The sequence below is a fragment of the Actinotalea sp. JY-7885 genome (genome assembly GCF_014525465.1).
In the GTDB taxonomy this organism is placed as follows: domain Bacteria; phylum Actinomycetota; class Actinomycetes; order Actinomycetales; family Cellulomonadaceae; genus Actinotalea.
The window spans coordinates 55732-80256 of record NZ_JACEXH010000001.1 but is presented as its reverse complement, the minus strand read 5'-3'; the positions used below and the strand labels follow the sequence as shown (position 1 = coordinate 80256).

General features: G+C 73.6%; 20 protein-coding genes. 12 read left to right on the top strand and 8 right to left on the bottom strand.

Annotated elements, in window-relative coordinates; translation table 11 throughout:
• Nucleotides 1-180 precede the first annotated feature (180 nt).
• A complete protein-coding gene (locus IDM29_RS00365) occupies nucleotides 181-873 on the bottom strand; it encodes an MBL fold metallo-hydrolase (RefSeq protein ID WP_309232649.1) in 693 nt (230 codons plus the stop codon).
• Nucleotides 874-875: 2 nt separating this feature from the next.
• On the bottom strand, nucleotides 876-2699 hold the full coding sequence (locus IDM29_RS00360) for a glycoside hydrolase family 15 protein (protein WP_188037005.1): 1824 nt from the start codon (nucleotides 2697-2699) through the stop codon (nucleotides 876-878).
• A 153-nt stretch (nucleotides 2700-2852) separates the two neighbouring features.
• Here IDM29_RS00360 and uvrA point away from each other — a divergent pair, with 153 nt between their 5' ends.
• Entirely contained in the window at nucleotides 2853-5717 is a 2865-nt protein-coding gene (gene uvrA / locus IDM29_RS00355; RefSeq protein WP_188037004.1) for an excinuclease ABC subunit UvrA, read from the top strand.
• 7 nt (nucleotides 5718-5724) lie between these two features.
• Here uvrA and IDM29_RS00350 read toward each other — a convergent pair whose 3' ends face one another.
• Nucleotides 5725-6219, bottom strand: a complete 495-nt coding sequence (locus IDM29_RS00350) for an OsmC family protein (RefSeq protein WP_188037003.1) — start codon at nucleotides 6217-6219, stop codon at nucleotides 5725-5727.
• Nucleotides 6220-6285: 66 nt separating this feature from the next.
• Between IDM29_RS00350 and uvrC the strand changes: the two genes are divergently transcribed.
• From uvrC to IDM29_RS00305, 9 genes are all read left to right on the top strand, one after another.
• The gene (gene uvrC / locus IDM29_RS00345) at nucleotides 6286-8442 is read left to right on the top strand and encodes an excinuclease ABC subunit UvrC (RefSeq protein ID WP_188037002.1); all 2157 of its coding nucleotides are present in this window, start codon (nucleotides 6286-6288) and stop codon (nucleotides 8440-8442) included.
• On the top strand, nucleotides 8439-9377 hold the full coding sequence (gene rapZ / locus IDM29_RS00340; protein ID WP_188037001.1) for an RNase adapter RapZ: 939 nt from the start codon (nucleotides 8439-8441) through the stop codon (nucleotides 9375-9377). The genes uvrC and rapZ overlap by 4 nt, the downstream gene beginning before the upstream one ends.
• Nucleotides 9378-9436: 59 nt before the next feature.
• Entirely contained in the window at nucleotides 9437-10417 is a 981-nt protein-coding gene (gene yvcK, locus IDM29_RS00335) for a uridine diphosphate-N-acetylglucosamine-binding protein YvcK (RefSeq protein WP_304518628.1), read from the top strand.
• A gap of 17 nt (nucleotides 10418-10434) precedes the next feature.
• Complete coding sequence (gene whiA, locus IDM29_RS00330; protein ID WP_182113816.1) at nucleotides 10435-11415, top strand: DNA-binding protein WhiA; 981 nt, start codon at nucleotides 10435-10437, stop codon at nucleotides 11413-11415.
• 204 nt (nucleotides 11416-11619) lie between these two features.
• Nucleotides 11620-12627 carry a type I glyceraldehyde-3-phosphate dehydrogenase gene (gene gap, locus IDM29_RS00325; protein ID WP_182113817.1) on the top strand — a complete coding sequence of 336 codons (1008 nt, stop codon included), beginning with the start codon at nucleotides 11620-11622 and terminating at the stop codon, nucleotides 12625-12627.
• A gap of 147 nt (nucleotides 12628-12774) precedes the next feature.
• A complete protein-coding gene (locus IDM29_RS00320) occupies nucleotides 12775-13980 on the top strand; it encodes a phosphoglycerate kinase (protein ID WP_188037000.1) in 1206 nt (401 codons plus the stop codon).
• Nucleotides 13980-14780, top strand: coding sequence for a triose-phosphate isomerase (gene tpiA / locus IDM29_RS00315; RefSeq protein ID WP_182113819.1), 801 nt, complete (start codon nucleotides 13980-13982; stop codon nucleotides 14778-14780). The genes IDM29_RS00320 and tpiA overlap by 1 nt, the downstream gene beginning before the upstream one ends.
• A 156-nt stretch (nucleotides 14781-14936) precedes the next feature.
• The gene (secG, locus tag IDM29_RS00310; protein ID WP_182113820.1) at nucleotides 14937-15182 is read left to right on the top strand and encodes a preprotein translocase subunit SecG; all 246 of its coding nucleotides are present in this window, start codon (nucleotides 14937-14939) and stop codon (nucleotides 15180-15182) included.
• A 10-nt stretch (nucleotides 15183-15192) separates the two neighbouring features.
• The gene (locus IDM29_RS00305; RefSeq protein WP_182113821.1) at nucleotides 15193-15540 is read left to right on the top strand and encodes an RNA polymerase-binding protein RbpA; all 348 of its coding nucleotides are present in this window, start codon (nucleotides 15193-15195) and stop codon (nucleotides 15538-15540) included.
• Between the two features lie 31 nt (nucleotides 15541-15571).
• Here IDM29_RS00305 and pgl read toward each other — a convergent pair whose 3' ends face one another.
• The 5 genes from pgl to tkt form a co-directional block, all read right to left on the bottom strand.
• The gene (gene pgl / locus IDM29_RS00300) at nucleotides 15572-16330 is read right to left on the bottom strand and encodes a 6-phosphogluconolactonase (RefSeq protein ID WP_188036999.1); all 759 of its coding nucleotides are present in this window, start codon (nucleotides 16328-16330) and stop codon (nucleotides 15572-15574) included.
• Nucleotides 16327-17247, bottom strand: a complete 921-nt coding sequence (locus tag IDM29_RS17065; RefSeq protein WP_182113823.1) for a glucose-6-phosphate dehydrogenase assembly protein OpcA — start codon at nucleotides 17245-17247, stop codon at nucleotides 16327-16329. Before IDM29_RS17065 ends, pgl begins: the two co-directional genes overlap by 4 nt.
• A 25-nt stretch (nucleotides 17248-17272) precedes the next feature.
• A complete protein-coding gene (gene zwf / locus IDM29_RS00290; RefSeq protein WP_182113824.1) occupies nucleotides 17273-18814 on the bottom strand; it encodes a glucose-6-phosphate dehydrogenase in 1542 nt (513 codons plus the stop codon).
• Nucleotides 18811-19968 carry a transaldolase gene (gene tal / locus IDM29_RS00285; protein WP_188036998.1) on the bottom strand — a complete coding sequence of 386 codons (1158 nt, stop codon included), beginning with the start codon at nucleotides 19966-19968 and terminating at the stop codon, nucleotides 18811-18813. Before tal ends, zwf begins: the two co-directional genes overlap by 4 nt.
• A gap of 67 nt (nucleotides 19969-20035) precedes the next feature.
• The gene (gene tkt, locus IDM29_RS00280; protein WP_188036997.1) at nucleotides 20036-22210 is read right to left on the bottom strand and encodes a transketolase; all 2175 of its coding nucleotides are present in this window, start codon (nucleotides 22208-22210) and stop codon (nucleotides 20036-20038) included.
• Nucleotides 22211-22532: 322 nt separating this feature from the next.
• On the opposite strand from tkt, the gene IDM29_RS00275 reads away from it, so the two are divergent.
• Together IDM29_RS00275 and xerD are read left to right on the top strand one after the other, a co-directional pair.
• Entirely contained in the window at nucleotides 22533-23459 is a 927-nt protein-coding gene (locus IDM29_RS00275) for a heme o synthase (RefSeq protein WP_182114146.1), read from the top strand.
• A 6-nt stretch (nucleotides 23460-23465) separates the two neighbouring features.
• The gene (gene xerD / locus IDM29_RS00270) at nucleotides 23466-24449 is read left to right on the top strand and encodes a site-specific tyrosine recombinase XerD (RefSeq protein WP_182113827.1); all 984 of its coding nucleotides are present in this window, start codon (nucleotides 23466-23468) and stop codon (nucleotides 24447-24449) included.
• The last annotated feature ends 76 nt before the right edge of the window (nucleotides 24450-24525 follow it).

Here is a 24525-nt window from a genome sequence, read left to right as displayed (position 1 = left end):
AGGCAGCCGCCGAGCAGGCAGCGGCGGAGCAAGCTGCGGCCGAGCAGGCGGCCGCCGAGCAGGCCGCGCCGGGTCCGGCCGGACCGCGGGGCGACGGTGGCCCTGGCAAGGACGACGGGCCCGGCAAGGGCCACGGCAAGGGCAAGGGCCCCGGCGGCGACGACTGAGCGGCGCCGGCCGTCACCAGCCGCGCGCCCACCACCCCGCGACCTGCGGCCGCTCGGCACCGAGGGTCGTCCCGCGGCCGTGACCGGGATGCACGCACGTCCGGTCGTCGAAGCGGTCCAGGACGCGTTCGGTGAGGTCCGTCATGAGCGACCGGAAGGACTCCGGGTCGAGCGTGCGCCCCGGACCCCCGGGGAAGAGGCTGTCCCCGGTGAACAGGTGGACACGCCCGGGGTCGCCGCCGGGCGTGCGCGCCGACGTCGGCTCCCGGTAGGCGAGCGCGACGGACCCGGGTGTGTGCCCGCGCAGGGCCACGACCGTCAGCTCGAGCGCGCCGAGGCGGATCACGTCGCCGTCCTCCAGCCGGCGGTCGACGGGCACCGGCAGGTGGTCGGCGTCGGCCGCGCCGGCGAGCGTCGCCGCGCCCGTCAGGGCCACCAGGCGCTCGAGCGCGCCGTGGTGGTCGGCGTGGCGGTGCGTGGTCACGATCGCCGAGAGCGGCGCCCGCCCGCCGCCGCCCTCGCGCACGAGGGCGAGGAGCCGGCCCGGGTCGGCAGCGGCGTCGACCAGCAGCTGCTCGCCGCTGTGCCGGCAGGTGAGCAGGTAGGCGTTGTTGTCCATCGGGCCCACCGACGCCTTCCGGACGACGACCTCGTCCAGCTCCAGCACGGCGCTCGGCCCGCCCGGGGTCACGTCACCCCACGCCACGATCAGCTCCGCACCGGCGCGCGACGGGCGGCCCGGCGCTCGCGCTCGACCGCGAGGTCGTGGCTGTGCACGGCGCGCACGAGCGCCAGGTGCGAGAGCGCCTGCGGGAAGTTGCCGGCCATCCGTTCGCCGTGGACGTCGTACTCCTCCGACAGCAGGCCCAGGTCGTTGCGCAGCCCGGTGAGCCGGTCCAGGACGCGGGTCGCCCCGTCGACGTCGCCGCAGCGCGCGAGCGCGTCGGCGAGCCAGAAGGAGCACGCGAGGAACGGGTGCTCGTCCCCCTCGAGCCCGTCGTCGGTCTCGCCCGGCAGGTAACGGTGCACGAGGCCCTCCTCGACCTCCAGCTCCGCGCGGATGGCCGCCAGGGTGCCGAGGAAGCGCTCGTCGTCGGGCGGAAGGAACCCCACCTGCACCATCTGCAGCAGCGCCGCGTCGGTGTTCGTGCCGCCGTAGTACTGCACGAACGTGCCCAGCTCGGCGTCGTAGCCGTGCTCGAGCACGTCGGCGTGGATCTCCTCGCGCACCCTGCGCCAGCGCTCGACCGGTCCCGTGAGGCCGTGCTCCTCGACCGCCCGCACGGCACGGTCGACGGCGGCCCACGCCATGATCTTCGAGTGGGTGAAGTGGCGTGGCTCGCCGCGGACCTCCCAGATCCCACGGTCCGCGTGGTGCCACGTCCGGGTGAGGTCGTCGACGAGCAGCCGCTGGAGCGCCCAGGTGTCGGGGGTGTCCTCGAGCCCGCACGACCGGGCGAGGTGCAGGGCGGTCATGACCTCGCCCAGCACGTCGAGCTGGATCTGGTCGACGGCGGCGTTCCCGACGCGCACGGGACGCGAGCCCGCGTAGCCGGGGAGGTGGTCGAGCTCGACCTCCGGCAGCTCGCGGCGGCCGTCGGTGCCGTACATCACCTGCAGGTCCGAGGCGTCGCCCGCGACCGCGCGGAGCAGCCAGTCGCGCCAGTCGGTGGCCTCGGCCCGGTAGCCGTGCTCGAGGAGCGCCTCCAGGGTCAGCGCGGCGTCGCGCAGCCACACGAAGCGGTAGTCCCAGTTGCGCTCGCCGCCGAAGTCCTCGGGCAGGGACGTCGTGGGCGCCGCGATGATGCCGCCGGTCCGGGCGTCCGTCAGCAGGCGCAGCACGAGCAGGGACCGCACGACCGCGTCGCGGTACGGGCCTTCGTAGTCCGACGCGCGCGCCCACTGCGCCCACCGGATGCGGGTCGCCTCGAGGCGTTCCCCGATGGGCAGCCGCGCCGGGACCGGGTCCCAGGAGGCGGTCCACGTGAGCCCGAACTCGAGGGGAGGGCCCTCGCCGAGCTCGAACACGTCCCGGTGCCGGTGGTCCTCGGCGCGCGGCAGGGGGTCGCCCCGGAGCAGGAGGGCGTCGGGGCCGGCGATCGCGCGGATCGCCGGGATCCCGTGCGGATCACGGACCCGGTTCACCCAGGGTTCGATCTTCCCGTAGCCGAAGCGCACCACCCACTCGTGCTCCACGGTGACGGTCCCGGAGAGCACCTGCAGGGTACGCACCAGGTCCGCCCGGTCGTCGGCGAGCGGCATGGCGTCGACCACCACAGCGGTGCCCGTGGGCGTCTCGTACGTCGTCTCCAGGACGAAGGAGTCGTCCTGGTACCGCCGGGTGATGCGGGTGGCGTCGCGGACCGTGAGGAGCCAGCGGCCGTGCTCGGGGGCGCCGAGGAGGGCCGCGAAGCACGCCTGCGAGTCGAAGTGCGGCAGGCACAGCCAGTCGACGGACCCGGTGCGCGAGACGAGGGCGGCGGTGCGGCCGTCGCCGAGCACGGCGTAGTCCGCGATCGGGGTCGGGACCACCGGCCTGCGAACGGGAGGGGGCGGGGGAGCGGGGGGTCGCGGCGTCGTCGTCACGCGGACCAGTCTCGCCGCGGGCCGTCCGGCACGCCACCGTGGGGACCCGTGGCTTCGAACGCCTGTACGCTCGGCGTCGACCCGACGTAGGATGATCCGGTGAACGACCGACTCCTCGTGCAGGGCGCGCGCGAGCACAACCTCCGCAACGTCGACCTCGACCTCCCCCGGGACAGCCTCATCGTCTTCACCGGTCTGTCCGGCTCCGGGAAGTCGTCGCTGGCCTTCGACACCATCTTCGCCGAGGGGCAGCGGCGCTACGTCGAGTCGCTCTCGGCGTACGCCCGCCAGTTCCTCGGCCAGATGGACAAGCCCGACGTCGACTTCATCGAGGGCCTGTCGCCGGCGGTGTCGATCGACCAGAAGTCGACCAACCGGAACCCGCGGTCGACGGTCGGCACCATCACCGAGGTCTACGACTACCTCCGCCTGCTCTTCGCGCGCGCCGGGACGCAGTTCTGCCCGGTGTGCGGCGAGCAGGTCAGCCGGCAGACGCCGCAGCAGATCGTCGACCGCCTGCTCGAGCTGCCCGAGGGCACGCGGTACCAGGTGCTCGCGCCGATGGTCCGCGGCCGCAAGGGCGAGTACGTCGACCTCTTCAAGGAGCTCCAGGCCAAGGGCTTCGCCCGGGCCCGGGTCGACGGCGAGGTCGTCCAGCTGACCTCCCCGCCCGCCCTGGAGAAGAAGCTCAAGCACACGATCGACGTCGTCGTCGACCGCCTGGTGGCGCGCGAGGGCGTGCAGCGGCGTCTCACCGACTCGGTCGAGACCGCCCTCAACCTCGCCGGCGGCCTCATGGTCGTCGAGCTGGTCGACGCGGAGGCGGACGACCCGAACCGGGAGCGACGCTTCTCGGAGCACCGCGCGTGCCCGAACGACCACGTGCTGACGCTCGAGGAGATCGAGCCCCGCACCTTCTCCTTCAACGCGCCGTACGGTGCGTGCCCCGAGTGCACCGGGATCGGCAGCCGCCTCGAGGTCGACCCGGACCTCGTCATCCCCGACGAGGACGCGACGCTCGCGGGCGGGGCCGTCGCACCGTGGAACCAGGGTTCCTCGGCGGAGTACTTCCAGCGTGTGCTCACCGCTCTCGCCGCGGACCTCGAGTTCTCGATGGACGTGCCGTGGCGTGCGCTGCCGCAGCGCGCGAAGGACGCGGTCCTCTACGGGCGCGACCACAAGGTCCACGTGAAGTACCGCAACCGGTGGGGTCGCGAGCGCCAGTACTCGACCGGCTTCGAGGGTGTCGTGACCTTCATCCAGCGGCGCCACGCGGAGACCGAGTCCGACTGGTCCAAGGACAAGTACGAGGCCTTCATGCGCGAGGTGCCGTGCCCGGTCTGCCACGGCACGCGGCTCAAGCCGGAGGTCCTGGCGGTGCGGGTCGGCGGTCGCTCGATCGCCGAGGTCTGCGCGATGCCGCTGCGCGAGGCGCGGGACTTCCTCGGGACCCTGGAGCTGGGGGAGCGCGAGCGCGCGATCGCCGTGCAGGTGCTCAAGGAGATCGACGCGCGCCTGGGCTTCCTCCTCGACGTCGGCCTCGACTACCTCGCGCTCGACCGCCCGGCCGGCACGCTGTCGGGCGGCGAGGCGCAGCGGATCCGGCTCGCGACGCAGATCGGGTCCGGGCTCGTGGGCGTGCTGTACGTGCTCGACGAGCCGAGCATCGGGCTGCACCAGCGCGACAACCGGCGCCTCATCGACACCCTCACGCGCCTGCGCGACCTCGGGAACACCCTGATCGTCGTCGAGCACGACGAGGACACCATCAAGGCCGCCGACTGGATCGTCGACATCGGGCCGGGGGCGGGCGAGCACGGCGGGCGCGTCGTGCACTCGGGCGACCTCGCGGGCCTGCTCGCGTCGGAGGAGTCCGTCACGGGCGCCTACCTCTCGGGTCGCCGGGAGATCCCGATGCCGCAGCACCGGCGCGCCGTCGACCGCAAGCGCATGGTCAAGGTCGTGGGGGCCCGGGAGCACAACCTCGCGGGCATCGACGTCTCGTTCCCGCTGGGCTGCCTCGTGGCCGTCACCGGCGTGTCGGGCTCGGGCAAGTCGACCCTCGTGAACTCGATCCTCTACACCGTCATGGCGAACGAGCTCAACCACGCGCGTCAGGTGCCGGGGCGGCACACGCGCGTGACGGGGCTCGAGCACCTCGACAAGGTCGTGCACGTGGACCAGGGGCCCATCGGCCGCACGCCACGGTCCAACCCCGCGACCTACACGGGCGTGTGGGACCACGTCCGCAAGCTGTTCGCGGAGACGACGGAGGCCAAGGTCCGCGGCTACACGCCGGGTCGGTTCTCCTTCAACGTCAAGGGCGGGCGCTGCGAGGCGTGCTCCGGCGACGGCACGCTCAAGATCGAGATGAACTTCCTCCCCGACGTGTACGTGCCGTGCGAGGTGTGCCACGGCGCCCGGTACAACCGCGAGACGCTCGAGGTGCACTTCAAGGGCAAGACGGTCGCCGAGGTGCTGGACATGCCGATCGAGGAGGCCGCCGAGTTCTTCGCCGCGGTGCCCGCGATCTCGCGCCACCTGCGCACGCTCGTCGACGTCGGCCTGGGGTACGTGCGGCTGGGCCAGCCGGCACCGACCCTGTCGGGCGGCGAGGCGCAGCGCGTGAAGCTGGCGAGCGAGCTGCAGAAGCGCTCCTCGGGGCGCACGGCGTACGTGCTCGACGAGCCCACCACCGGCCTGCACTTCGAGGACATCCGCAAGCTGCTCGGGGTGCTGCAGTCGCTGGCCGACAAGGGCAACAGCGTCATCGTCATCGAGCACAACCTCGACGTCATCAAGAACGCCGACTGGGTCATCGACATGGGGCCCGAGGGCGGGTCCGGCGGCGGCCGCGTGGTCGCCGAGGGCACGCCCGAGCAGGTCGCACGGGTCCCGGAGAGCCACACGGGCCGGTTCCTGGCGGAGGCGCTCGAGCCGGAGGTCGCGCTGGCCAGCGCCTGACCCGGGGTCAGCGCAGCACGCTCGGCTCGACCGCCAGGGGTACCGGCTCGGTGCGGACGGGGAAGTTCACCGAGCGGCTGATGAAGCAGTGCTCACCGGCGCCGCGGTGCAGTGCCGCGAGCTCGGCGTCGTCGACCGGGCGCGTGGCACGCACCGTGACGCGCGGGCGCAGGACGACCGTCGTGAACTGCCCCGCGCCGGCCGCCTCGACGCGCATCGTGCCCACGGGCTCGTCGACGTAGCCGACCACGACGACGCCCGCGCGCGCCGCGAGGTGCAGGAACCACAGCATGTGGCACTGCGCGAGCGCGGCGACGAGCAGCTGCTCGGGGTTCCACCGCTCCGGGTCCCCCCGGAAGGCCGGGTCGGAGGAGCCCAGCAGCGGCGGCCTGCCCTCGGCGTGGATCTCGTGGTCCCGGCTGTAGGCGGTGTAGCTCGACGTCCCCGCCTCGCCCGCGCCGCTCCAGCGCACCGTCGCCCCGTACGTGTGCAGGATCCCCATGCCTCAACCTAGCGCGGCGCCCGCCGACGTCGGGGTCTGTCGGGGGGCTGGCTTAGGCTCGTGGTCATGGCAGACCCGGCGACGTATCGTCCGCGGCCGGGCGAGATCCCCGACTCCCCGGGCGTCTACCGGTTCCGCGACAACCACGGCCGCGTCGTCTACGTCGGCAAGGCGAAGAGCCTCCGCTCGCGGCTCAACAGCTACTTCCAGGACCTGTCCGCGCTGCACCCGCGCACGCAGCAGATGGTCACCACCGCCGCGTCGGTGGAGTGGACGGTGGTGGGCACCGAGGTCGAGGCGCTCGCCCTCGAGTACTCCTGGATCAAGGAGTTCGACCCGCGCTTCAACGTCAAGTACCGGGACGACAAGTCGTACCCGTACCTCGCGGTGACGCTCGGCGAGGAGTACCCGCGCGTGCAGGTGATGCGGGGCGCCAAGCGGCCGGGCACGCGCTACTTCGGCCCCTACGGCCACGCCTGGGCGATCCGCGAGACCGTCGACCTGCTGCTGCGCGTCTTCCCCGTGCGCACGTGCTCGGCCGGCGTCTTCAAACGCGCCGCGCAGGCCGGGCGGCCGTGCCTGCTCGGGTACATCGACAAGTGCTCGGCGCCCTGCGTGGGACGCATCTCCGCGGCGGACCACCGCACGCTCGCCGAGGACTTCTGCGACTTCATGGCGGGCGACACGGCGCGCTTCGTGCGCCGCCTCGACAAGCGCATGCGCGAGGCGTCGGCGGAGCTGGACTTCGAGACCGCCGCCCGGCTCCGGGACGACATCGGCGCGCTCCAGCGCGCGACCGAGAAGAACGCCGTCGTGCTGCCCGACGGCACCGACGCGGACGTCTTCGCCCTGGTCGGGGACGAGCTCGAGGCGGCCGTGCAGGTGTTCCACGTGCGGGGCGGGCGGATCCGCGGACAGCGCGGCTGGGTCGTGGAGAAGGTCGAGGACGTCACGGACGCCGAGCTGGTCGAGCACCTCCTGCAGCAGGTCTACGGCGAGGGTGAGGTGCCCGCGACGCCGCCCAGCGCGAGCGCGAGCAAGGCGCGTCCCGAGCGCACCGTCGAGACGGCGAGCGCCGTGCCGCGCGAGGTGCTCGTGCCGGTGCTGCCGCCCGACGTCGACCAGGTCAGCGCGTGGCTCGCGGGGCTGCGCGGCTCGCGCGTCGAGGTGCGGGTCCCGCAGCGGGGGGACAAGCGGGCGCTCGCCGACACGGTGCGCCGCAACGCGGAGCAGTCCCTGGTCCTGCACCGGACCAAGCGCGCCTCCGACCTCACCACGCGGAGCCAGGCGCTGCGCGAGATCCAGGAGGCCCTCGGGCTCGACAGCGCCCCGCTGCGCATCGAGTGCTACGACATCTCGACCACCCAGGGCACCCACCAGGTGGGGTCGATGGTGGTCTTCGAGGACGGGCTCGCCCGCAAGTCCGAGTACCGGCAGTTCGCCGTGCGCGGGCCCGACGGTCAGGGCGCGCGCGACGACACGGCGGCGATGTACGAGGTCATCACGCGCCGCTTCCGGCGCTACCTGGAGGACCAGGCGCGATCCGGTGCCGCGCCGGACCTGGGGGACGGCGAGGACGCGGTCGCCGACGGGCACCCGTTCCCGGGGCCCGCCCGCTCGGGGGAGGTCTCCGGCGAGGTGGAGGGCCAGCGCGGGCGCTTCGCGTACCCGCCGAACCTCGTGGTGGTCGACGGCGGGCCGCCGCAGGTCGCGGCCGCCGCGCGCGCGCTCGCCGACCTGGGGATCGAGGACGTCGCGCTCTGCGGGCTGGCCAAGCGGCTCGAGGAGGTGTGGCTGCCGGGGGAGGAGTACCCGGTGATCCTCCAGCGCTCGTCCGAAGGGCTGTACCTGCTGCAGCGCGTGCGCGACGAGGCCCACCGGTTCGCGATCCGGCACCACCGCGCGCGCCGCAGCAAGGGCATGACCGTCTCGGCGCTCGACGCCGTACCGGGCCTCGGCCCGACCCGCACCGCGGCGCTGCTCAAGCACTTCGGCAGCGTCACGCGGCTCAAGGCGGCGACGATGGAGGAGATCGCGCAGGTCAAGGGCATGGGCCCGCGCACCGCGGCCGCCGTGCTCACGGCGCTCGGGGTGGGTGACGCCGGGCCGGCGGCGCCCGCCACGCCCGACGAGGCCCCCGCGACCGACCGGGCGCCCGCGACAGACGAGGCACGAGCGACCGACGAGGCGGTGACGCAGCGGGCTGGCATGCTGGAACCATGACCGCAGAGCCGCCCCCCACGACCGTGCCGTCAGGCATCCCCGCGCTCGAGGCCACCACCCCGGCCCCCCGCGCGGAGCTCCCCGAGCTCCTCATCATCACCGGGATGTCGGGCGCCGGCCGCACGCGCGCGGCCGCCGTGCTCGAGGACCTCGACTGGTACGTCGTCGACAACCTCCCGGCGCGGCTGCTGCCGGAGGTGGTGGGGATGATGACGCGCAGCGCCGGCGGGGTGCAGCGCCTCGCCGCCGTCGTCGACGTGCGCGGGCGCGAGCTCTTCGGCGACCTCGCCGAGGTGGTCGACACCCTGCGGACGGCGGGCATCGCCTACCGGATCCTCTTCCTCGACGCGTCCGACCAGGTGCTCGTGCAGCGGTTCGAGGCCGTGCGTCGCCCGCACCCGCTCCAGGGCGAGGGGCGCATCCTGGACGGGATCGCCGCCGAGCGCGAGATCATGCACTCCGTCCGCGAGCGCGCCGACGTGGTCATCGACACCAGCGACCTCAACGTCCACGACCTGGCCCGTGCCGTGCGGCTCGCCGTGGTGGGCGGCGACGAGGACGCGCTGCGGATCAACGTGCTGTCCTTCGGGTTCAAGTACGGGATCCCCCTGGACGCGGACCACGTCGCCGACGTGCGGTTCCTCGCCAACCCGTACTGGGTCACCGAGCTGCGGCACCTCACCGGCAAGGATGAACCCGTGCGTGACTACGTGCTCGGCCTGGACGGCGCCCGCGTCTTCGTCGACCGGTACGCCTTCGCGCTCGAGCCGGTGCTGAGCGGCTACGTCGAGGAGGACAAGCGGTACGCGACCATCGCGGTCGGCTGCACGGGCGGCAAGCACCGCTCGGTCGCGCTCTCCGAGGCCCTCGCCGCTGTGCTCCGCGAGCGCGGGCACCGCGTCGTCGTCAGCCACCGCGACCTGGGGCGCGAGTGACCACCCCGGACGACGGGGACCGGCGCCCGCACCGCTCCGACGACGCCGCGACGCGGCTCCTGACCACGCCGCTGCACAGCGGCGGCGTGGGGCCGGCGGTGGTCGCCCTCGGCGGCGGGCACGGCCTGTACGCGAGCCTGTCGGCCCTGCGGCTCATGTCGGACCGGCTGACCGCGGTCGTCACGGTCGCGGACGACGGCGGCTCGTCCGGCCGCCTGCGCCAGGAGATGGACGTGCTGCCGCCGGGGGACCTGCGGATGGCCCTGTCCGCCCTGTGCGACGACTCCGACTGGGGACGGACGTGGCGCGACGTCCTGCAGCACCGGTTCAGCTCGCAGGGGTCGCTGGACCAGCACGCCGTCGGCAACCTGCTCATCGTCGCCCTGTGGGAGCTGCTCGGGGACACCGTCGGCGGGCTCGACTGGGTGGCACGGCTGCTCGGCGCGCGCGGCCGCGTGCTGCCGATGGCCTCGGTCCCGCTGGCGATCGAGGCCGACGTGGAGGGGCCCGACGGGGTCAGCCGCCTCGTGCGGGGCCAGAGCCAGGTCGCGGTGGCCGAGGGGCGCATCCGCCGGGTGCGGCTGCTCCCGGAGGCCCCGCCGGCGTCCCAGGAGGCCGTGGCCGCGGTCGACGCCGCCGACTGGGTGGTGCTCGGGCCGGGATCGTGGTTCACCTCCGTGATGCCCCACCTGCTGGTGCCCGAGCTCTCCCACGCGCTGCACCGCACCCCGGCGCGGCGGTGCGTCACCCTCAACCTGCGGCCGGCGGCCGACGAGGGCGGCATGACGTGCTTCGAGCACCTCGCCGCGCTCCAGCAGCACGCCCCCGAGCTGCGGGTCGACGTCGTGGTGGCCGATCCGACGGCCGTCGACGACCTCGACGCGCTCGAGGCCAAGGCCCGCGAGATGGGGGCGTCGGTGCTGCTCCGGCAGGTGCACGTGGGTGACGGGAGCGCCCGTCACGACGCGCTGCGGCTGGCCGCCGCGTACCGCGACGCCTTCGAGGGCGTGCTGGGTGACGTGGGGAGCACCGCCCGGTGAATGGCAGGATGACGCCCATGGCGCTGACGGCACAGGTGAAGGACGAGCTCGCCCGGTTGACCGTCGACAAGACGTCGTGCCGCAAGGCGGAGGTCTCGGCGACCCTGCGGTTCGCGGGCGGGCTGCACATCATCTCGGGCCGCATCGTCATCGAGGCGGAGCTGGACACGGGGATCGCGGCCCGGCGCCTGCGGCAGTTCATCGCCGAGGTCTACGGGCACACGAGCGACGTCGTCGTCGTGAGCGGTGGCGGGCTGCGGCGCGGCACGCGCTACGTCGTGCGCGTCGTCAAGGACGGCGAGTCCCTGGCCCGCCAGACGGGTCTGCTGGACGCTCGTGGCCGGCCCGTGCGGGGCCTGCCCCCGCAGGTCGTCTCGGCGGGCATCGGTGAGGCCGAGGCCGCGTGGCGCGGGGCGTTCCTCGCGCACGGGTCGCTGACGGAGCCCGGCCGCTCGGCCGCGCTCGAGGTGACGTGCCCCGGCCCGGAGGCCGCGCTGGCCCTCGTGGGGGCGGCGCGCCGGCTCGGCATCGCGGCCAAGGCCCGCGAGGTGCGGGGCGTGGACCGCGTCGTGATCCGCGACGGGGACGCGATCGGCGCGATGCTGACGCGTCTGGGCGCCCACGACGCCGTGATGGTCTGGGAGGAGCGCCGCATGCGGCGCGAGGTGCGCGGCACGGCGAACCGCCTCGCCAACTTCGACGACGCGAACCTGCGGCGCTCGGCGCGCGCGGCGGTCGCCGCGGGCGCCCGCGTGGAGCGCGCGTTCGAGATCCTCGGGGAGGACCTCCCGGAGCACCTGCGCGAGGCGGGCGAGCTGCGCCTGGCCCACAAGCAGGCGTCCCTGGAGGAGCTCGGGCAGCTCGCTGACCCGCCCTTGACGAAGGACGCGGTCGCCGGCCGCATCCGGCGCCTGCTCGCGACGGCGGACAAGAAGGCCGCGGACCTGGGCATCCCGGACACCGAGGCCGGGCTCACGCCCGACATGCTCGACGTCTGACGCGCACGCCGGGACCTCTACCGTGAGCCCGGCGGCCGGTCGGGGGACCCATGTCCCCGACGCGTGATGTGTCCTGCGTGTAACCTGGGTCCCATCTGGGGATCGAGGTTCAGTCACGGTCCGGCCAGGCGCGTACAGCGCCGTACGCATCCGAAAGGTGACCCATCGCGTGTCGGCGGAACCGGCGCGCCCCGAGGAGGCATTGTGACTATCCGCGTCGGAATCAACGGCTTCGGCCGCATCGGACGTAACTTCTTCCGCGCCGTGCTCGAGTCGGGCGCCGACATCGAGATCGTCGGCGTCAACGACCTGACCGACAACAAGTCGCTCGCGCACCTGCTGAAGTACGACTCGATCCTCGGCCGTCTGCCGCAGGAGGTGACCTACGACGAGACGTCGATCACGGTCGGCGGCAAGTCGTTCAAGGCCCTCGCCGAGCGCGACCCGTCCGCCCTCCCGTGGGGCGAGCTGGGCGCCGACATCGTCATCGAGTCGACCGGCATCTTCACCGACGCGACCAAGGCGAAGGCGCACCTCGACGCCGGCGCCAAGAAGGTCATCATCTCGGCGCCCGCGAAGAACGAGGACGCCACGTTCGTCGTCGGTGTGAACCACACCGAGTACGACCCGGCCAAGCACAACATCATCTCGAACGCGTCCTGCACGACGAACTGCCTCGCGCCGCTCGCCAAGGTCCTCGACGAGAGCTTCGGCATCGTCCGCGGCCTCATGACGACGATCCACGCGTACACGCAGGACCAGAACCTTCAGGACGGCCCGCACAAGGACCTGCGTCGCGCCCGCGCCGCGGCCCTGAACATGGTGCCGACGTCGACCGGTGCCGCCAAGGCGGTCTCGCTCGTGCTCCCGCAGCTCAAGGGCAAGCTGGACGGCTACGCGATGCGCGTGCCCACGCCGACGGGCTCCGCGACGGACCTGACGTTCACGGCCGGCCGCGAGGTCACGGTCGAGGAGGTCAACGCCGCGATCAAGGCCGCGTCCGAGACGCCGGAGCTCAAGGGCATCCTCACCTACACCGAGGACCCGATCGTCTCCAAGGACATCGAGACGGACCCGGCCTCGAGCATCTTCGACGCCGGTCTCACGAAGGTCTCGGGCGACCTGGTCAAGGTCGTCGCCTGGTACGACAACGAGTGGGGCTACTCCAACTCGCTCGTCAAGCTGACGACGTACGTCGGCGAGCGTCTCTGACCTCGGTCCGCACGCGCTGAGCGACAGCACGACCATGCGTCCGCGTGCGCACCGCGGCCTCCGGGTCGCGGTGCGTACGCGGACGCCGTCATGTCCGGGGTCGTGCCACCGCGGGACCCCACCGTTCTTCAACCAGGAATGAGGACCATGAAGACCATCGAGGACCTCGGGGACCTGCGCGGCAAGCGCGTCCTCGTCCGCTCGGACTTCAACGTGCCGCTCGACGGCTCGACGATCACCGACGACGGCCGCGTGCGCGCGGCCCTGCCGACCCTGAAGGCGCTGCTCGACGCGGGCGCCCGCGTGGTCGTGACCGCCCACCTCGGCCGCCCGAAGGGCGCGCCGGAGGCCAAGTACTCGCTCGCGCCCGTCGCGGCCCGGCTGGGCGAGCTGCTCGGCCAGCCCGTCGCCCTCGCGCAGGACACGGTGGGGGAGTCCGCCAAGGCGACGGTCGCCGCCCTCGGCGACGGCGAGATCGCGCTGCTCGAGAACATCCGCTTCGACCCGCGCGAGACCTCGAAGGTCGACGCCGAGCGTGAGGAGCTCGCGAGCGAGCTCGCCGCCCTCGCCGACGTGTACGTCTCGGACGGCTTCGGCGTCGTGCACCGCAAGCAGGCGTCCGTCTACGACGTCGCCCGCAAGCTCCCCTCGGCCGTGGGCGCGCTCGTGCTCAAGGAGGTCGCCTCGCTGCGCAAGGCGACCGACGACCCGGAGCGGCCCTACGTGGTCGTCCTCGGCGGCTCGAAGGTCTCGGACAAGCTCGGCGTCATCGCGAACCTGCTGACCAAGGCCGACCGGCTGCTGATCGGCGGCGGCATGGTCTTCACGTTCCTCGCGGCCAAGGGCTACTCCGTGGGCAGCTCGCTGCTCGAGGAGGACCAGATCGAGACGGTCAAGGGCTACCTCGCCGAGGCCGAGCAGCGCGGGGTGGAGATCGTGCTGCCCACGGACATCGTGGTCGCCGACGCCTTCGCGGCCGACTCGCCGCACGACGTCGTCCCGGCGGACGCCATCCCGGACGGCCGCATCGGCCTGGACATCGGTCCGGACTCCTGCGAGCTGTTCCGCAGCAAGATCCTCGACGCGAAGACCGTGGTCTGGAACGGCCCGGCCGGCGTCTTCGAGTTCGAGGCGTTCTCGAACGGCACGCGCGCCGTCGCGCAGGCGCTCGTCGACGCGGGCGCGAACGGTGCGTTCACGATCGTCGGCGGCGGCGACTCCGCGGCGGCCGTGCGCCTGCTCGGCTTCGACGAGGCCGGGTTCGGTCACATCTCGACCGGTGGCGGGGCGAGCCTCGAGTTCCTCGAGGGCAAGTCGCTCCCCGGCATCGCCGTCCTGGAGGAGGAGGCCTGATGGCCACGCAGACCCGCACGCCGCTCATGGCGGGCAACTGGAAGATGAACCTCGACCACCACCAGGCGATCCAGGTCGTCCAGAAGCTCGCGTGGTCGCTCAAGGACGCCAAGCACGACTACTCGGCCGTCGAGGTCGCGGTGCTCGTGCCGTTCACGGACCTGCGCTCGGTGCAGACCCTCGTCGACGCGGACAAGTACGAGCTCAAGTACGGCGCGCAGGACGTCTCGGCGCACACCGAGGGCGCGTACACCGGCGAGATCTCGCCGGTCATGCTCGCCAAGCTCGGCGTCTCCTACGTGGCCGTCGGCCACTCCGAGCGCCGGCAGTACCACGGTGAGGACGACGCGCTGTGCGCCGCCAAGGTGGCGTCCGCGTTCGGGCAGGGGATCGTCCCGATCCTGTGCGTCGGCGAGGGCCTCGACGTCCGCAAGGCCGGCGAGCAGGTCGCGTACACCCTCGCGCAGGTCGAGGGCGGCCTGGCCGGCCTCCCGGCCGACAAGGCCAAGGACGTCGTCATCGCCTACGAGCCCGTCTGGGCCATCGGCACCGGCGAGGTCGCGACGCCCGAGGACGCGCAGGAGGTCTGCGGCGCGATCCGCGAGAAGCTGGCCGAGCTGTACTCGCCCGAGCTCGCCGCCGGTGTGCGCGTGCTCTACGGCGGGTCCGTGAAGTCCGGCAACATCGCGGCGATCATGGACAAGCCCGACGTCGACGGCGCGCTCGTCGGCGGAGCGAGCCTCGACCCCGAGGAGTTCGCCAAGATCGCCCGCTTCCGCGAGCACCAGACGGCTCGCTGAGCCGCCGGACCGGCGCCCTCCCGCGGGAGGGCGCCGGTCCCCGCTCCGCCGGGACCGTTCACCCGTGGCGCCTGTCGTGGGCAGGGGCCCGGGTCGCCTATCCTTGACCGGGCGCCGCCGGCGCCGATCATCCGACTGCGAGGGACGTACGAGCACGTGGACGCACTGCGCATCATCCTGCAGGTCCTGCTGGTCCTGACCAGCTTCCTCGTCGTGCTCCTGGTGCTGCTGCACAAGGGCAAGGGCGGGGGAGTCTCCGACATGTTCGGCGGCGGCATCTCCAGCAACGCCGGCAGCTCCGGCGTCGCCGAGCGGAACCTCAACCGGCTCACGATCGGCCTGGCGCTCCTGTGGACGCTCGTCGTCGTGCTGCTGGGCCTGATCCAGCGCGTCAGCGCCTAAGGAGCAACAGATGGCAAGCGGAAGCGCGATCCGAGGGTCCCGCGTCGGAGCCGGCCCCATGGGCGAGGCCGAGCGTGGCGACCAGGCCCCCCGGTTCTGGGTCTCCTACTGGTGCGCCAACGGCCACGAGACCAAGCCGAGCTTCTCCCAGGAGGGCAACGCCGAGGCGCCCGAGACCTGGGACTGCCCGCGGTGCGGCTTCCCGGCGGGTCAGGACAAGGACAACCCGCCGTCGCCGTCGCGCAACGAGCCGTACAAGACGCACCTGGCGTACGTGAAGGAGCGGCGCAGCGACGAGGACGGCGCCGCCATCCTCGACGAGGCCCTCAGCGCGCTGCGCGCGCGCCGCGGCCGCTGACCCTGTCCTGACCTCGCGCCGCCGGTCGTGCTCAGCCGGCTGCGGCGACGTCGAGGAGCCAGAGCGTGCGCTCGCGGCCCAGGGCGCCGGCCGCGGGCGTGGAGCGGACGTCGTCGCCCGCGAGGGCGCGCGCGACCGCCTCGGCCTTCTCCGCGCCGGCCGCGACGACCCAGATCTCCGACGCCGCCTCGAGGGCCGGGAACGTCAGGCTGACGCGCTCCGGGGGCGGCTTCGGGGAGCCGTGGACGCCGACGACCGTCCGGTCGAGGACCGCGAGGGCGTCGTGCCCCGGGAAGAGCGACGCGACGTGGCCGTCCGGGCCCATCCCGAGCAGCACCACGTCGAACGCCGGCACGGCCGGGCCGGCGTCGTCCTGCGCGGCGCCCGCGGGGGCGGCGTAGCGCGCCAGGTCCGCGGCGTAGGCCTCGGCGGCCGCCTCCGGCGAGCCGGCGCGGTCGGGTCCCGGCACGGGGTGCACGTTCTGCGCAGGCACGGGCAGCGCGTCCAGGAGCGCCTCACGGGCCTGGGTCTCGTTCCGGTCGGCGTCGCCGGTGGGCAGGAAGCGCTCGTCGCCCCACCACAGGTGGACGCCGGTCCAGTCGACGGCGTCGCGCAGGGGCGAGGCCGCGACCTCGGCGAGCGTGCGGATGCCGACCGTGCCGCCCGTGAGCGCGACGTGCAGCGGCCGCCGGGTGCTCTGCCCGTCGATGAGCCGCAGGAGCAGGCGGGCGGCCGTGGCCCGCGCGAGCGTCGCGGCGTCGGGGTGCACGACGGCGACCCGCGCGCTCACGCGGCTCCCACGCGCTCGAGCCCGTCGAGGAGGACCTCGCCGTAGACCTCGTCCGGATCCAGGCGCCGCAGCTCCTCCGAGAGGCACTCGCGCAGCGACCGCAGCGGCATCGCCGTGGTGCGCACGGGCTGCCCCGGCTGCTCGACGGTGGCGATGCGGCCGTCGGGCCGGGACACGATCACGGGGCCGGACGCCCGCTCGAGGACGACCTTGGTGATGGCCGGGACGTCCTTCTCGCGGACGATCTCGACCTCGCAGCGCAGCGCGTGGGCGAGCCAGGCGGCCAGCAGCACGACCGAGGGGTGCGACTCGTGCCCGTGGACCTCGGCGCGGGTCACCGGCTCGAACGGCGGCTGGTCCAGCGCCGCGGCGAGGATCCCCCGCCAGACGGTGATGCGGGTCCAGGCGAGGTCCGTGTCGCCGGCGCGGTGGCCGTCGCGCAGCCGGACCAGGGTCGCGAGCGGGTCGGAGCACGCGAGGGAGTCGGTGATGCGCCGCTGGGCCATCGTGCCGATCGGGTGCGCGGCGGGGTGCTCCGGCAGCTCCGCGGGCCACCAGGCCACGATCGGCGCGTCGGGCAGCAGCAGCGGCATGACGAGCGTGTCCGCGTGGGCGATCATCTCGCCCGAGGCGCGCAGCAGGACGACCTCGCTGGCGCCCGCGTCCCCGCCGACGCGGATCTCGGCGTCGAGCCGCGGGGTGGTGCGGTCGGCGTCGTGCACCAGCACGATCACGCGGCACGGGTGCTCGCGGCTCGCGTCGTTGGCGGCCTCGACGGCCTCCTCGACGGTGTCCGGGGTCGCGTCGATGACCAGCGTGAGGACCCGGCCGAGCGCGACCGCGCCACCCTCGTCGCGCAGCCGCACGAGCGCCTTGGTGACCGCGGTGGTCGTGGTGTCGGGAAGATCGATGATCATCGTGCCGCCCTTCCGGTCCGGCCGGTCACGGCCGGCGCCAGGCGCGGCCGTCGCGCGCCATCATCTCGTCCGCGGAGTCCGGGCCCCACGTGCCGGAGCGGTACGCCTCCGGCTTGCCGTGCCGCGCCCAGTACGCCGTGATCGGGTCGAGGATCTTCCAGGAGAGCTCGACCTCCTCGTGGCGCGGGAACAGCGGCGGGTCGCCCAGCAGGACGTCGAGGATGAGCCGCTCGTAGGCCTCGGGGGAGGACTCGGTGAAGGCGTGCCCGTACCCGAAGTCCATCGTGACGTCGCGCACCTCCATCGCCGTGCCGGGCACCTTGGAGCCGAAGCGGATCGTCACGCCCTCGTCGGGCTGGACCCGGATGACGAGCGCGTTCTTGCCGAGCTCCTCCGTCGCCGTGGACTCGAAGGGCAGGTGGGGCGCCTTCTTGAAGACGACGGCGATCTCGGTGACCCGACGGCCCAGGCGCTTGCCCGCGCGCAGGTAGAACGGCACCCCCGCCCAGCGCCGGGTGTCGATGTCGACGCGGATCGCGGCGTAGGTCTCGGTGATCGAGTCGGGCGCGATGCCGTCCTCGTCGAGATACCCGACGACCTCCTCGCCGCCCTGCCAGCCCGCAGCGTACTGCCCGCGGGCCGTGTGCCGTCCCAGGTCCTTGGGCACCCGCACGGCGGAGAGCACCTTCTCCTTCTCCGCCCGCAGGTCCTGCGGGTCGAAGGAGACGGGCTCCTCCATGGCCGTCAGGGCCAGGAGCTGGAGCAGGTGGTTCTGGATGACGTCGCGCGCGGCGCCGATGCCGTCGTAGTACCCGGCCCGCCCGCCGATCCCGATGTCCTCGGCCATCGTGATCTGCACGTGGTCGACGTTGTTGGCGTTCCAGATCGGCTCGAACAGCTGGTTGGCGAACCGCAGCGCCAGCATGTTCTGGACGGTCTCCTTGCCCAGGTAGTGGTCGATCCGGAAGACCGACTCGGGCTCGAAAACCTCCGAGACGACGTCGTTCAGCTCGCGCGCGCTGGCCAGGTCGTGGCCGAACGGCTTCTCGATGACGACCCGCCGCCAGGCGGTCTCCTCCTGCTTGGACAGGCCGGAGCGCGCGAGCTGGCGGCACACCAGCGGGAAGGCCCCCGGCGGCACGGAGAGGTAGAAGGCGTGGTTGCCGCCCGTGCCCTGCTCCGCGTCGAGCTCCTTGACGGTCTGGCTCAGCCGGTCGAACGCGGCGTCGTCGTCGAACTCGCCCTGGACGAAGCGGATGCCCTTGGCGAGCTGCTCCCATGTGCTCTCGCGGAAGGGCGTGCGCGCGTTCTTCTTGACGGCGTCGTGCACCACCTCGGCGAAGTCCTGCGTCGCCCAGTCGCGGCGCGCGAACCCGGTGAGCGCGAAGCCCGGGGGGAGCAGCCCCCGGTTCGCGAGGTCGTAGACGGCGGGCATGAGCTTGCGGCGGGCGAGGTCGCCCGTCACCCCGAAGATGACCAGGCCGCACGGACCCGCGATCCGGGGCAGGCGGCGGTCGCGGGGGTCCCGGAGCGGGTTCGCCGCGGGCGTGACGCGCGTGGGGCTCACCGGGCGCCCTGCGCGTCGCCGGTCACCGCGGTGCTGCGGGCCAGGCCGGCCTGCACGGTCGCGAGGAGCTCGTCCCAGCTCTTCTCGAACTTCTCGACGCCCTCGGCCTCGAGCCCCTCCGTGACGTCGCCCAGGTCGATGCCGAGCGCGGCGAGGCGCTCGAGCGCCTGGTCCGCCGCCGCGTACCCGCCCGTCACGGTGTCGCCCGTGATCCGGCCGTGGTCGGCCACGGCCTCCAGGGTGGCACCGGGCATGGTGTTCACCACGCCGGGGGCCACGAGCTCGTCCACGTAGCGCGTGTCGGGGTAGGCCTTGTCCTTGACGCCCGTCGAGGCCCACAGGGGCCGCTGCGCGTTGGCGCCGGCCGCGGCCAGCGCCCGCCAGCGCTCGCCCGCGAGGACCTCCTCGTAGCGCCGGTACGCCAGGCGCGCGTTGGCGATGGCGATCGAGCCGCGCAGCGCGGCCGCCTCCGCCGAGCCGAGGTCGTCCAGCCGTGCGTCGATCGCGGCGTCGACGCGCGAGACGAAGAACGACGCGACCGAGTGGATGGCGGCCAGGTCGATGCCGGCCTCGCGCGCCTGCTCGAGCCCTGCCTGGTAGGCGTCCAGGACGGCCTGGTAGCGCTCGAGGGAGAAGATCAGCGTGACGTTGACGCTCATGCCCTGCGCGATCACCGCGGTGATCGCGGGCAGGCCCTCCACGGTCGCCGGGATCTTGATGTAGAGGTTCGGGCGGTCGACCGTGCGCCACAGGCGCTCGGCCGTCGCGACGGTGCCGTCGGTGTCCCGCGCGAGCCGCGGGTCGACCTCGATGGACACGCGCCCGTCGAGCCCGCCCGTCGCCGCGTACACGTCGGCGAGGGCGTCGCACGCGTCGCGGACGTCGTCCGTGGTGATCGCGAACACCGCGTCGTCGACGTCGGCGCCGGCGGCGGCGAGCTCGGCGAGCTGGGCGTCGTAGGCGCTGCCCTTGCTCAGAGCCGACGCGAAGATCGTCGGGTTGGTGGTGACCCCGACGACGCCGCGTTCGCGCACGAGCCGCTCGAGGCCGCCGCCGCGCAGGAGCTCGCGCGAGAGGTCGTCCAGCCAGATCGCCACCCCGGCGTCGCGCAGGGCGGCGACGGGTGCGGGCAGGGCGGTGCCGGATTCGGTCATGGCGTGCTCCTTCGGTGCTCCGGGCCCCGGCCGCCTCGCGGCCGGGGCCCTACGTGCGGGACGTCGGTCAGAGGTCGCCGGTGCCGCTCTCGGTGGGCACGGACGCGGTGCCCGGGCCGCTGTCGCGCGACGCGGCGGCGAGGGACTCGCGGGCCGCGGCGACGACCGCCTCGGGCGTGAGGCCGAACTCGCGGTAGAGGGTCTCGTAGTCGGCCGAGGCCCCGTAGTGCTCGAGCGAGACGGTCCGGCCGGCGTCGCCGACGATCTTGTGCCACGAGAGGGCGATGCCGGCCTCGACGGACACCCGGGCGCGGACGGCCACCGGGAGCACCTGCTCGCGGTACGCCTCGTCCTGCTCGGCGAACCACTCCAGGCTCGGTGCGGAGACGACGCGCGTCGCGATGCCGTCCGCCTCGAGCTGCTCGCGCGCCGCCACGGCCAGCTGCACCTCGGAGCCCGTGCCGATGAGGATCACGTCGGGCGTGCCCGTGCTGGCCTCGAGCAGCACGTAGGCGCCGCGGGCGACGCCCTCGGCGGACGCGAACCCGTCCTCGCCGCGGGGGAACGTGGGCACGTTCTGCCGGGTCAGGACGAGGCCGACCGGGTGGTCCGTGCGCTCGAGGATCGCCTTCCACGCCTGCGCCGTCTCGTTGGCGTCGGCGGGCCGGACCACGGCCAGGCCGGGAATGGCCCGCACGGCCGTGAGGTGCTCGACCGGCTGGTGCGTCGGGCCGTCCTCGCCGAGGCCGATGGAGTCGTGCGTCCAGACGTAGATGCTCGGCACGCCCATGAGTGCGGCGAGGCGCACGGCGCCGCGCATGTAGTCGCTGAACGTGAAGAACGTGCCGCCGTAGGCGCGCGTCAGGCCGTGCAGCACGATGCCCGAGAGGATCGCGCCCATGGCGTGCTCGCGGATGCCGAAGTGCAGCGTGCGGCCGTACTCGTGGCCCGCGAACTCGTGGGTCGAGCGCTCGGCCGGGATGAAGGACGGCTCGCCCTTCATCGTCGTGTTGTTGGAGCCCGCGAGGTCGGCCGAGCCCCCCCACAGCTCCGGGAGCACGGGCGCGAGCGCCGAGAGGACCTCGCCGGACGCCGCGCGGGTCGCCACGGACTTGCCCGCCGGGAACGTCGGCAGCGCGTCGGTCCAGCCCTCCGGCAGCTCCCTGGCCACGAGCCGGTCGAGCAGCGCCGCGCGGTCCGGGTTGGCGGCACGCCACGCCTCGTAGCCCTCCTGCCACTGCGCCTTGGCGGCCGCCCCGCGCTCGAGCGCCTTGCGGGTGTGCGCGATCACCTCGGGCTCGACGTCGAACGACTTCTCCGGGTCGAAGCCCAGGAGCTCCTTGAGGCCGCGCACCTCGTCGCCACCGAGCTTCGAGCCGTGCGACCCGTGCGTGTTCTGCTTGGTCGGCGAGGGCCAGGCGATGATCGTGCGCAGCCGGATGAACGACGGGCGGTCCGTGACCTGCTTGGCGGCCTCGAGCGCGGCGGCGAGGGCCTCGACGTCCTCGGCGTAGGGGCTGCCGTCGGCGGTCTGCGTCCAGTCGACGGACTGGACGTGCCAGCCGTAGGCCTCGTACCGGCCCAGGACGTCCTCCGTGAAGGCGATCTCCGTGTCGCCCTCGATGGAGATGTGGTTGTCGTCCCACAGCACGATGAGGTTGCCGAGCTTCTGCGTGCCGGCGAGCGAGGACGCCTCGCTCGTGACGCCCTCCTGCAGGTCGCCGTCGGAGGCGATGACGTAGACGTGGTGGTCGAACGGGCTCGTGCCCGGTGCGGCGTCGGGGTCGAGCAGGCCGCGCTCGCGGCGCGCCGCCATCGCGACCCCGACCGCGCTCGCCAGGCCCTGGCCCAGCGGGCCGGTCGTGATCTCGACGCCGTCGGTGTGGCGGTACTCGGGGTGGCCGGGCGTCTTGGAGCCCCAGGTGCGCAGCGCCGCGATGTCCTCGACCTCGAGGCCGTAGCCGGCCAGGTAGAGCTGGATGTACTGCGTCAGGCTCGAGTGCCCGGCGGAGAGGATGAAGCGGTCGCGGCCCAGCCAGTGCTGGTCGGCCGGGTCGTGGCGCATGACGCGCTGGTAGAGCAGGTAGGCCGCGGGCGCGAGGCTGATCGCCGTCCCGGGATGACCGTTGCCGACCTTCTCCACGGCGTCCGCCGCCAGCACACGGACGGTGTCGACGGCGCGGCGGTCGAGGTCCGACCACTCGAGCGTGACCTCTGCGGTCGGGGTGGGGGACGCGTTCACGGAGCCTCATTCCTGCCCGAGCGGTCGCCCGGGTCGTCGCCTGGTGCGTGCGCACGCGTCCAGGGACCCGAAGGGGCCGGTGGCGTGCGCCGGGGTGCCCGACGGTGTGCGTCGGGTCACGGTTCGAGCCTACCGGTGAGCACGTGCGCCTGGGCGCCGCGCCGCCTGGTGGACGCGCCGGACGCACCCCGGGGCGACGTCGGCCTACCATGGTCGCGACATCCCCGCGGAACGGAGCCTTGCCGACGTGCGCACTGCCAGTGGACGACTCGACGCCGAGCCCGGCGCCGCCGTCCGTCCGGTCCACGGGGCGGGCGCCGCGGTGACCGCGGCCCCCGTCGGGACGCGCTCGCGGGCCGCGGCCGTCCGCGCCCGGGTCGGGGCGTACGTCGCCCTGACCAAGCCCCGCATCATCGAGCTGCTGCTCATCACGACGGTGCCCACCATGATCCTCGCCGAGCGGGGCTTCCCGGCCGTCGGGCTCGTCCTGGCGACCCTCGTGGGCGGCACCGCGGCCGCGGGCTCGGCCAACGTCTTCAACTGCTACCTCGATCGCGACATCGACGAGGTGATGAACCGCACGAAGCGGCGCCCCCTGGTCACGGGCGAGGTCACGCCCCGCGCGGCGCTGGTGTTCGGGTGGCTGCTCGGCCTCTTCGCGATCGCCTGGTTCGCGGTCCTCGTCAACGTCCTGTCGGCGGCCCTGGCGCTCGGCGCGATCCTGCTCTACGTCGTCGGCTACACGATGATCCTCAAGCGGCGCACGCCGCAGAACATCGTGTGGGGCGGCGCGGCCGGCTGCATGCCGGTGCTGATCGGGTGGTCCGCCGTGACCGACTCGATCGCCTGGGCGCCCGTCGCGCTCTTCGGCGTGATCTTCTTCTGGACGCCGCCGCACTACTGGCCGCTGTCGATGAAGTTCCGCAAGGACTACGCCGCGGCCGGCGTCCCGATGCTGCCCGTCGTCGCGGACGACGTGAAGGTCTCCTGGGAGATGGTCGCCTACACGCTGGGCATGATCGGCTGCTCGCTGGCGCTGGTGCCCCTCGCCGACATGACGTGGGTCTACGCCGTCGCGGCGGGCGGGCTGGGCCTGTGGTTCCTGGGCTCGACCATCGGGCTGCTCCGCCGGGCACGCGCCCCGCGCCCCGGCGTCAAGCTGGGGGAGATGCGGGTCTTCCACGGCTCGATCACGTACCTGACCCTGCTCTTCGTCGCCATCGCGGTCGACCCCTTCCTGCCGGTCTGAGCCGCCGTGGCCGCACCGGCGCGGGACGCGCGGACCGAGGCGGACCGTGCGGCCGGTGACGCCCTCGAGCGCGAGGTCGGCACCTACTTGGACCACCTCGCGGTGGAGCGCGGCCTCGCCGCCAACACGCTGGCCGCGTACCGCCGCGACCTGCGGCGCTACACGGCCCACCTCGCGGCCCGCGGCAGGACGTCGGTGGCTCAGGTGACCGAGGCCGACGTGCAGGACTTCGTCACCTCGGTGCGGACCGGGTCCGACGGTTCCAGCGCGCTGTCGGCGGCGTCGACCGCGCGCACCATCGCGGCGGTCCACGGCTGGCACCGGTTCTGCACCCTGGAGGGCCTGACGGAGCAGGACCCCTCGCGCGCGGTGCGTCCGCCGGCGCAGGCCCGGCGCCTGCCCAAGGCGCTGTCCACCGACGACGTCGAGCGGCTGCTCGAGGCCGCCGGCCTCGGAGACGGCCCCGTGCCGCTGCGCGACCGCGCGCTGCTCGAGCTCCTCTACTCCACGGGCGCGCGCATCAGCGAGGTCGTCGGGCTCGACGTCGACGACCTGGAGCTCGACCCCGCCGCGGCCGCGGCGCGCCTGCTCGGCAAGGGGCGCAAGGAGCGCGTCGTGCCCGTCGGGTCCTTCGCCCGGGAGGCGACGGAGTCCTACCTCGTCCGGGCGCGTCCCGTGCTCGCCGCGGCCGGGCGCGGCACGCCGGCCGTCTTCCTCAACACGCGCGGCGCCCGGCTGAGCCGGCAGAGCGCCTGGGCCGTCCTGCGGCTGGCGGCGGAGCGCGCGGGGCTGGAGCGGGCCGGCGACGTGTCGCCGCACACGCTGCGGCACTCGTTCGCGACCCACCTGCTCGCGGGCGGCGCCGACGTGCGCGTCGTCCAGGAGCTGCTGGGCCACGCCTCGGTGACCACGACGCAGATCTACACGATGGTGACGCCGGACACGCTGCGCGAGGTCTACGCCGCGGCGCACCCCCGCGCCCTGGGCTGAGCCGGCGGCGACGGCGTTTGCGGCGGGGCGCCGGGCGGTGCCTGGGGTAATCTCGGGGCCGTGACCAGCCTGGATC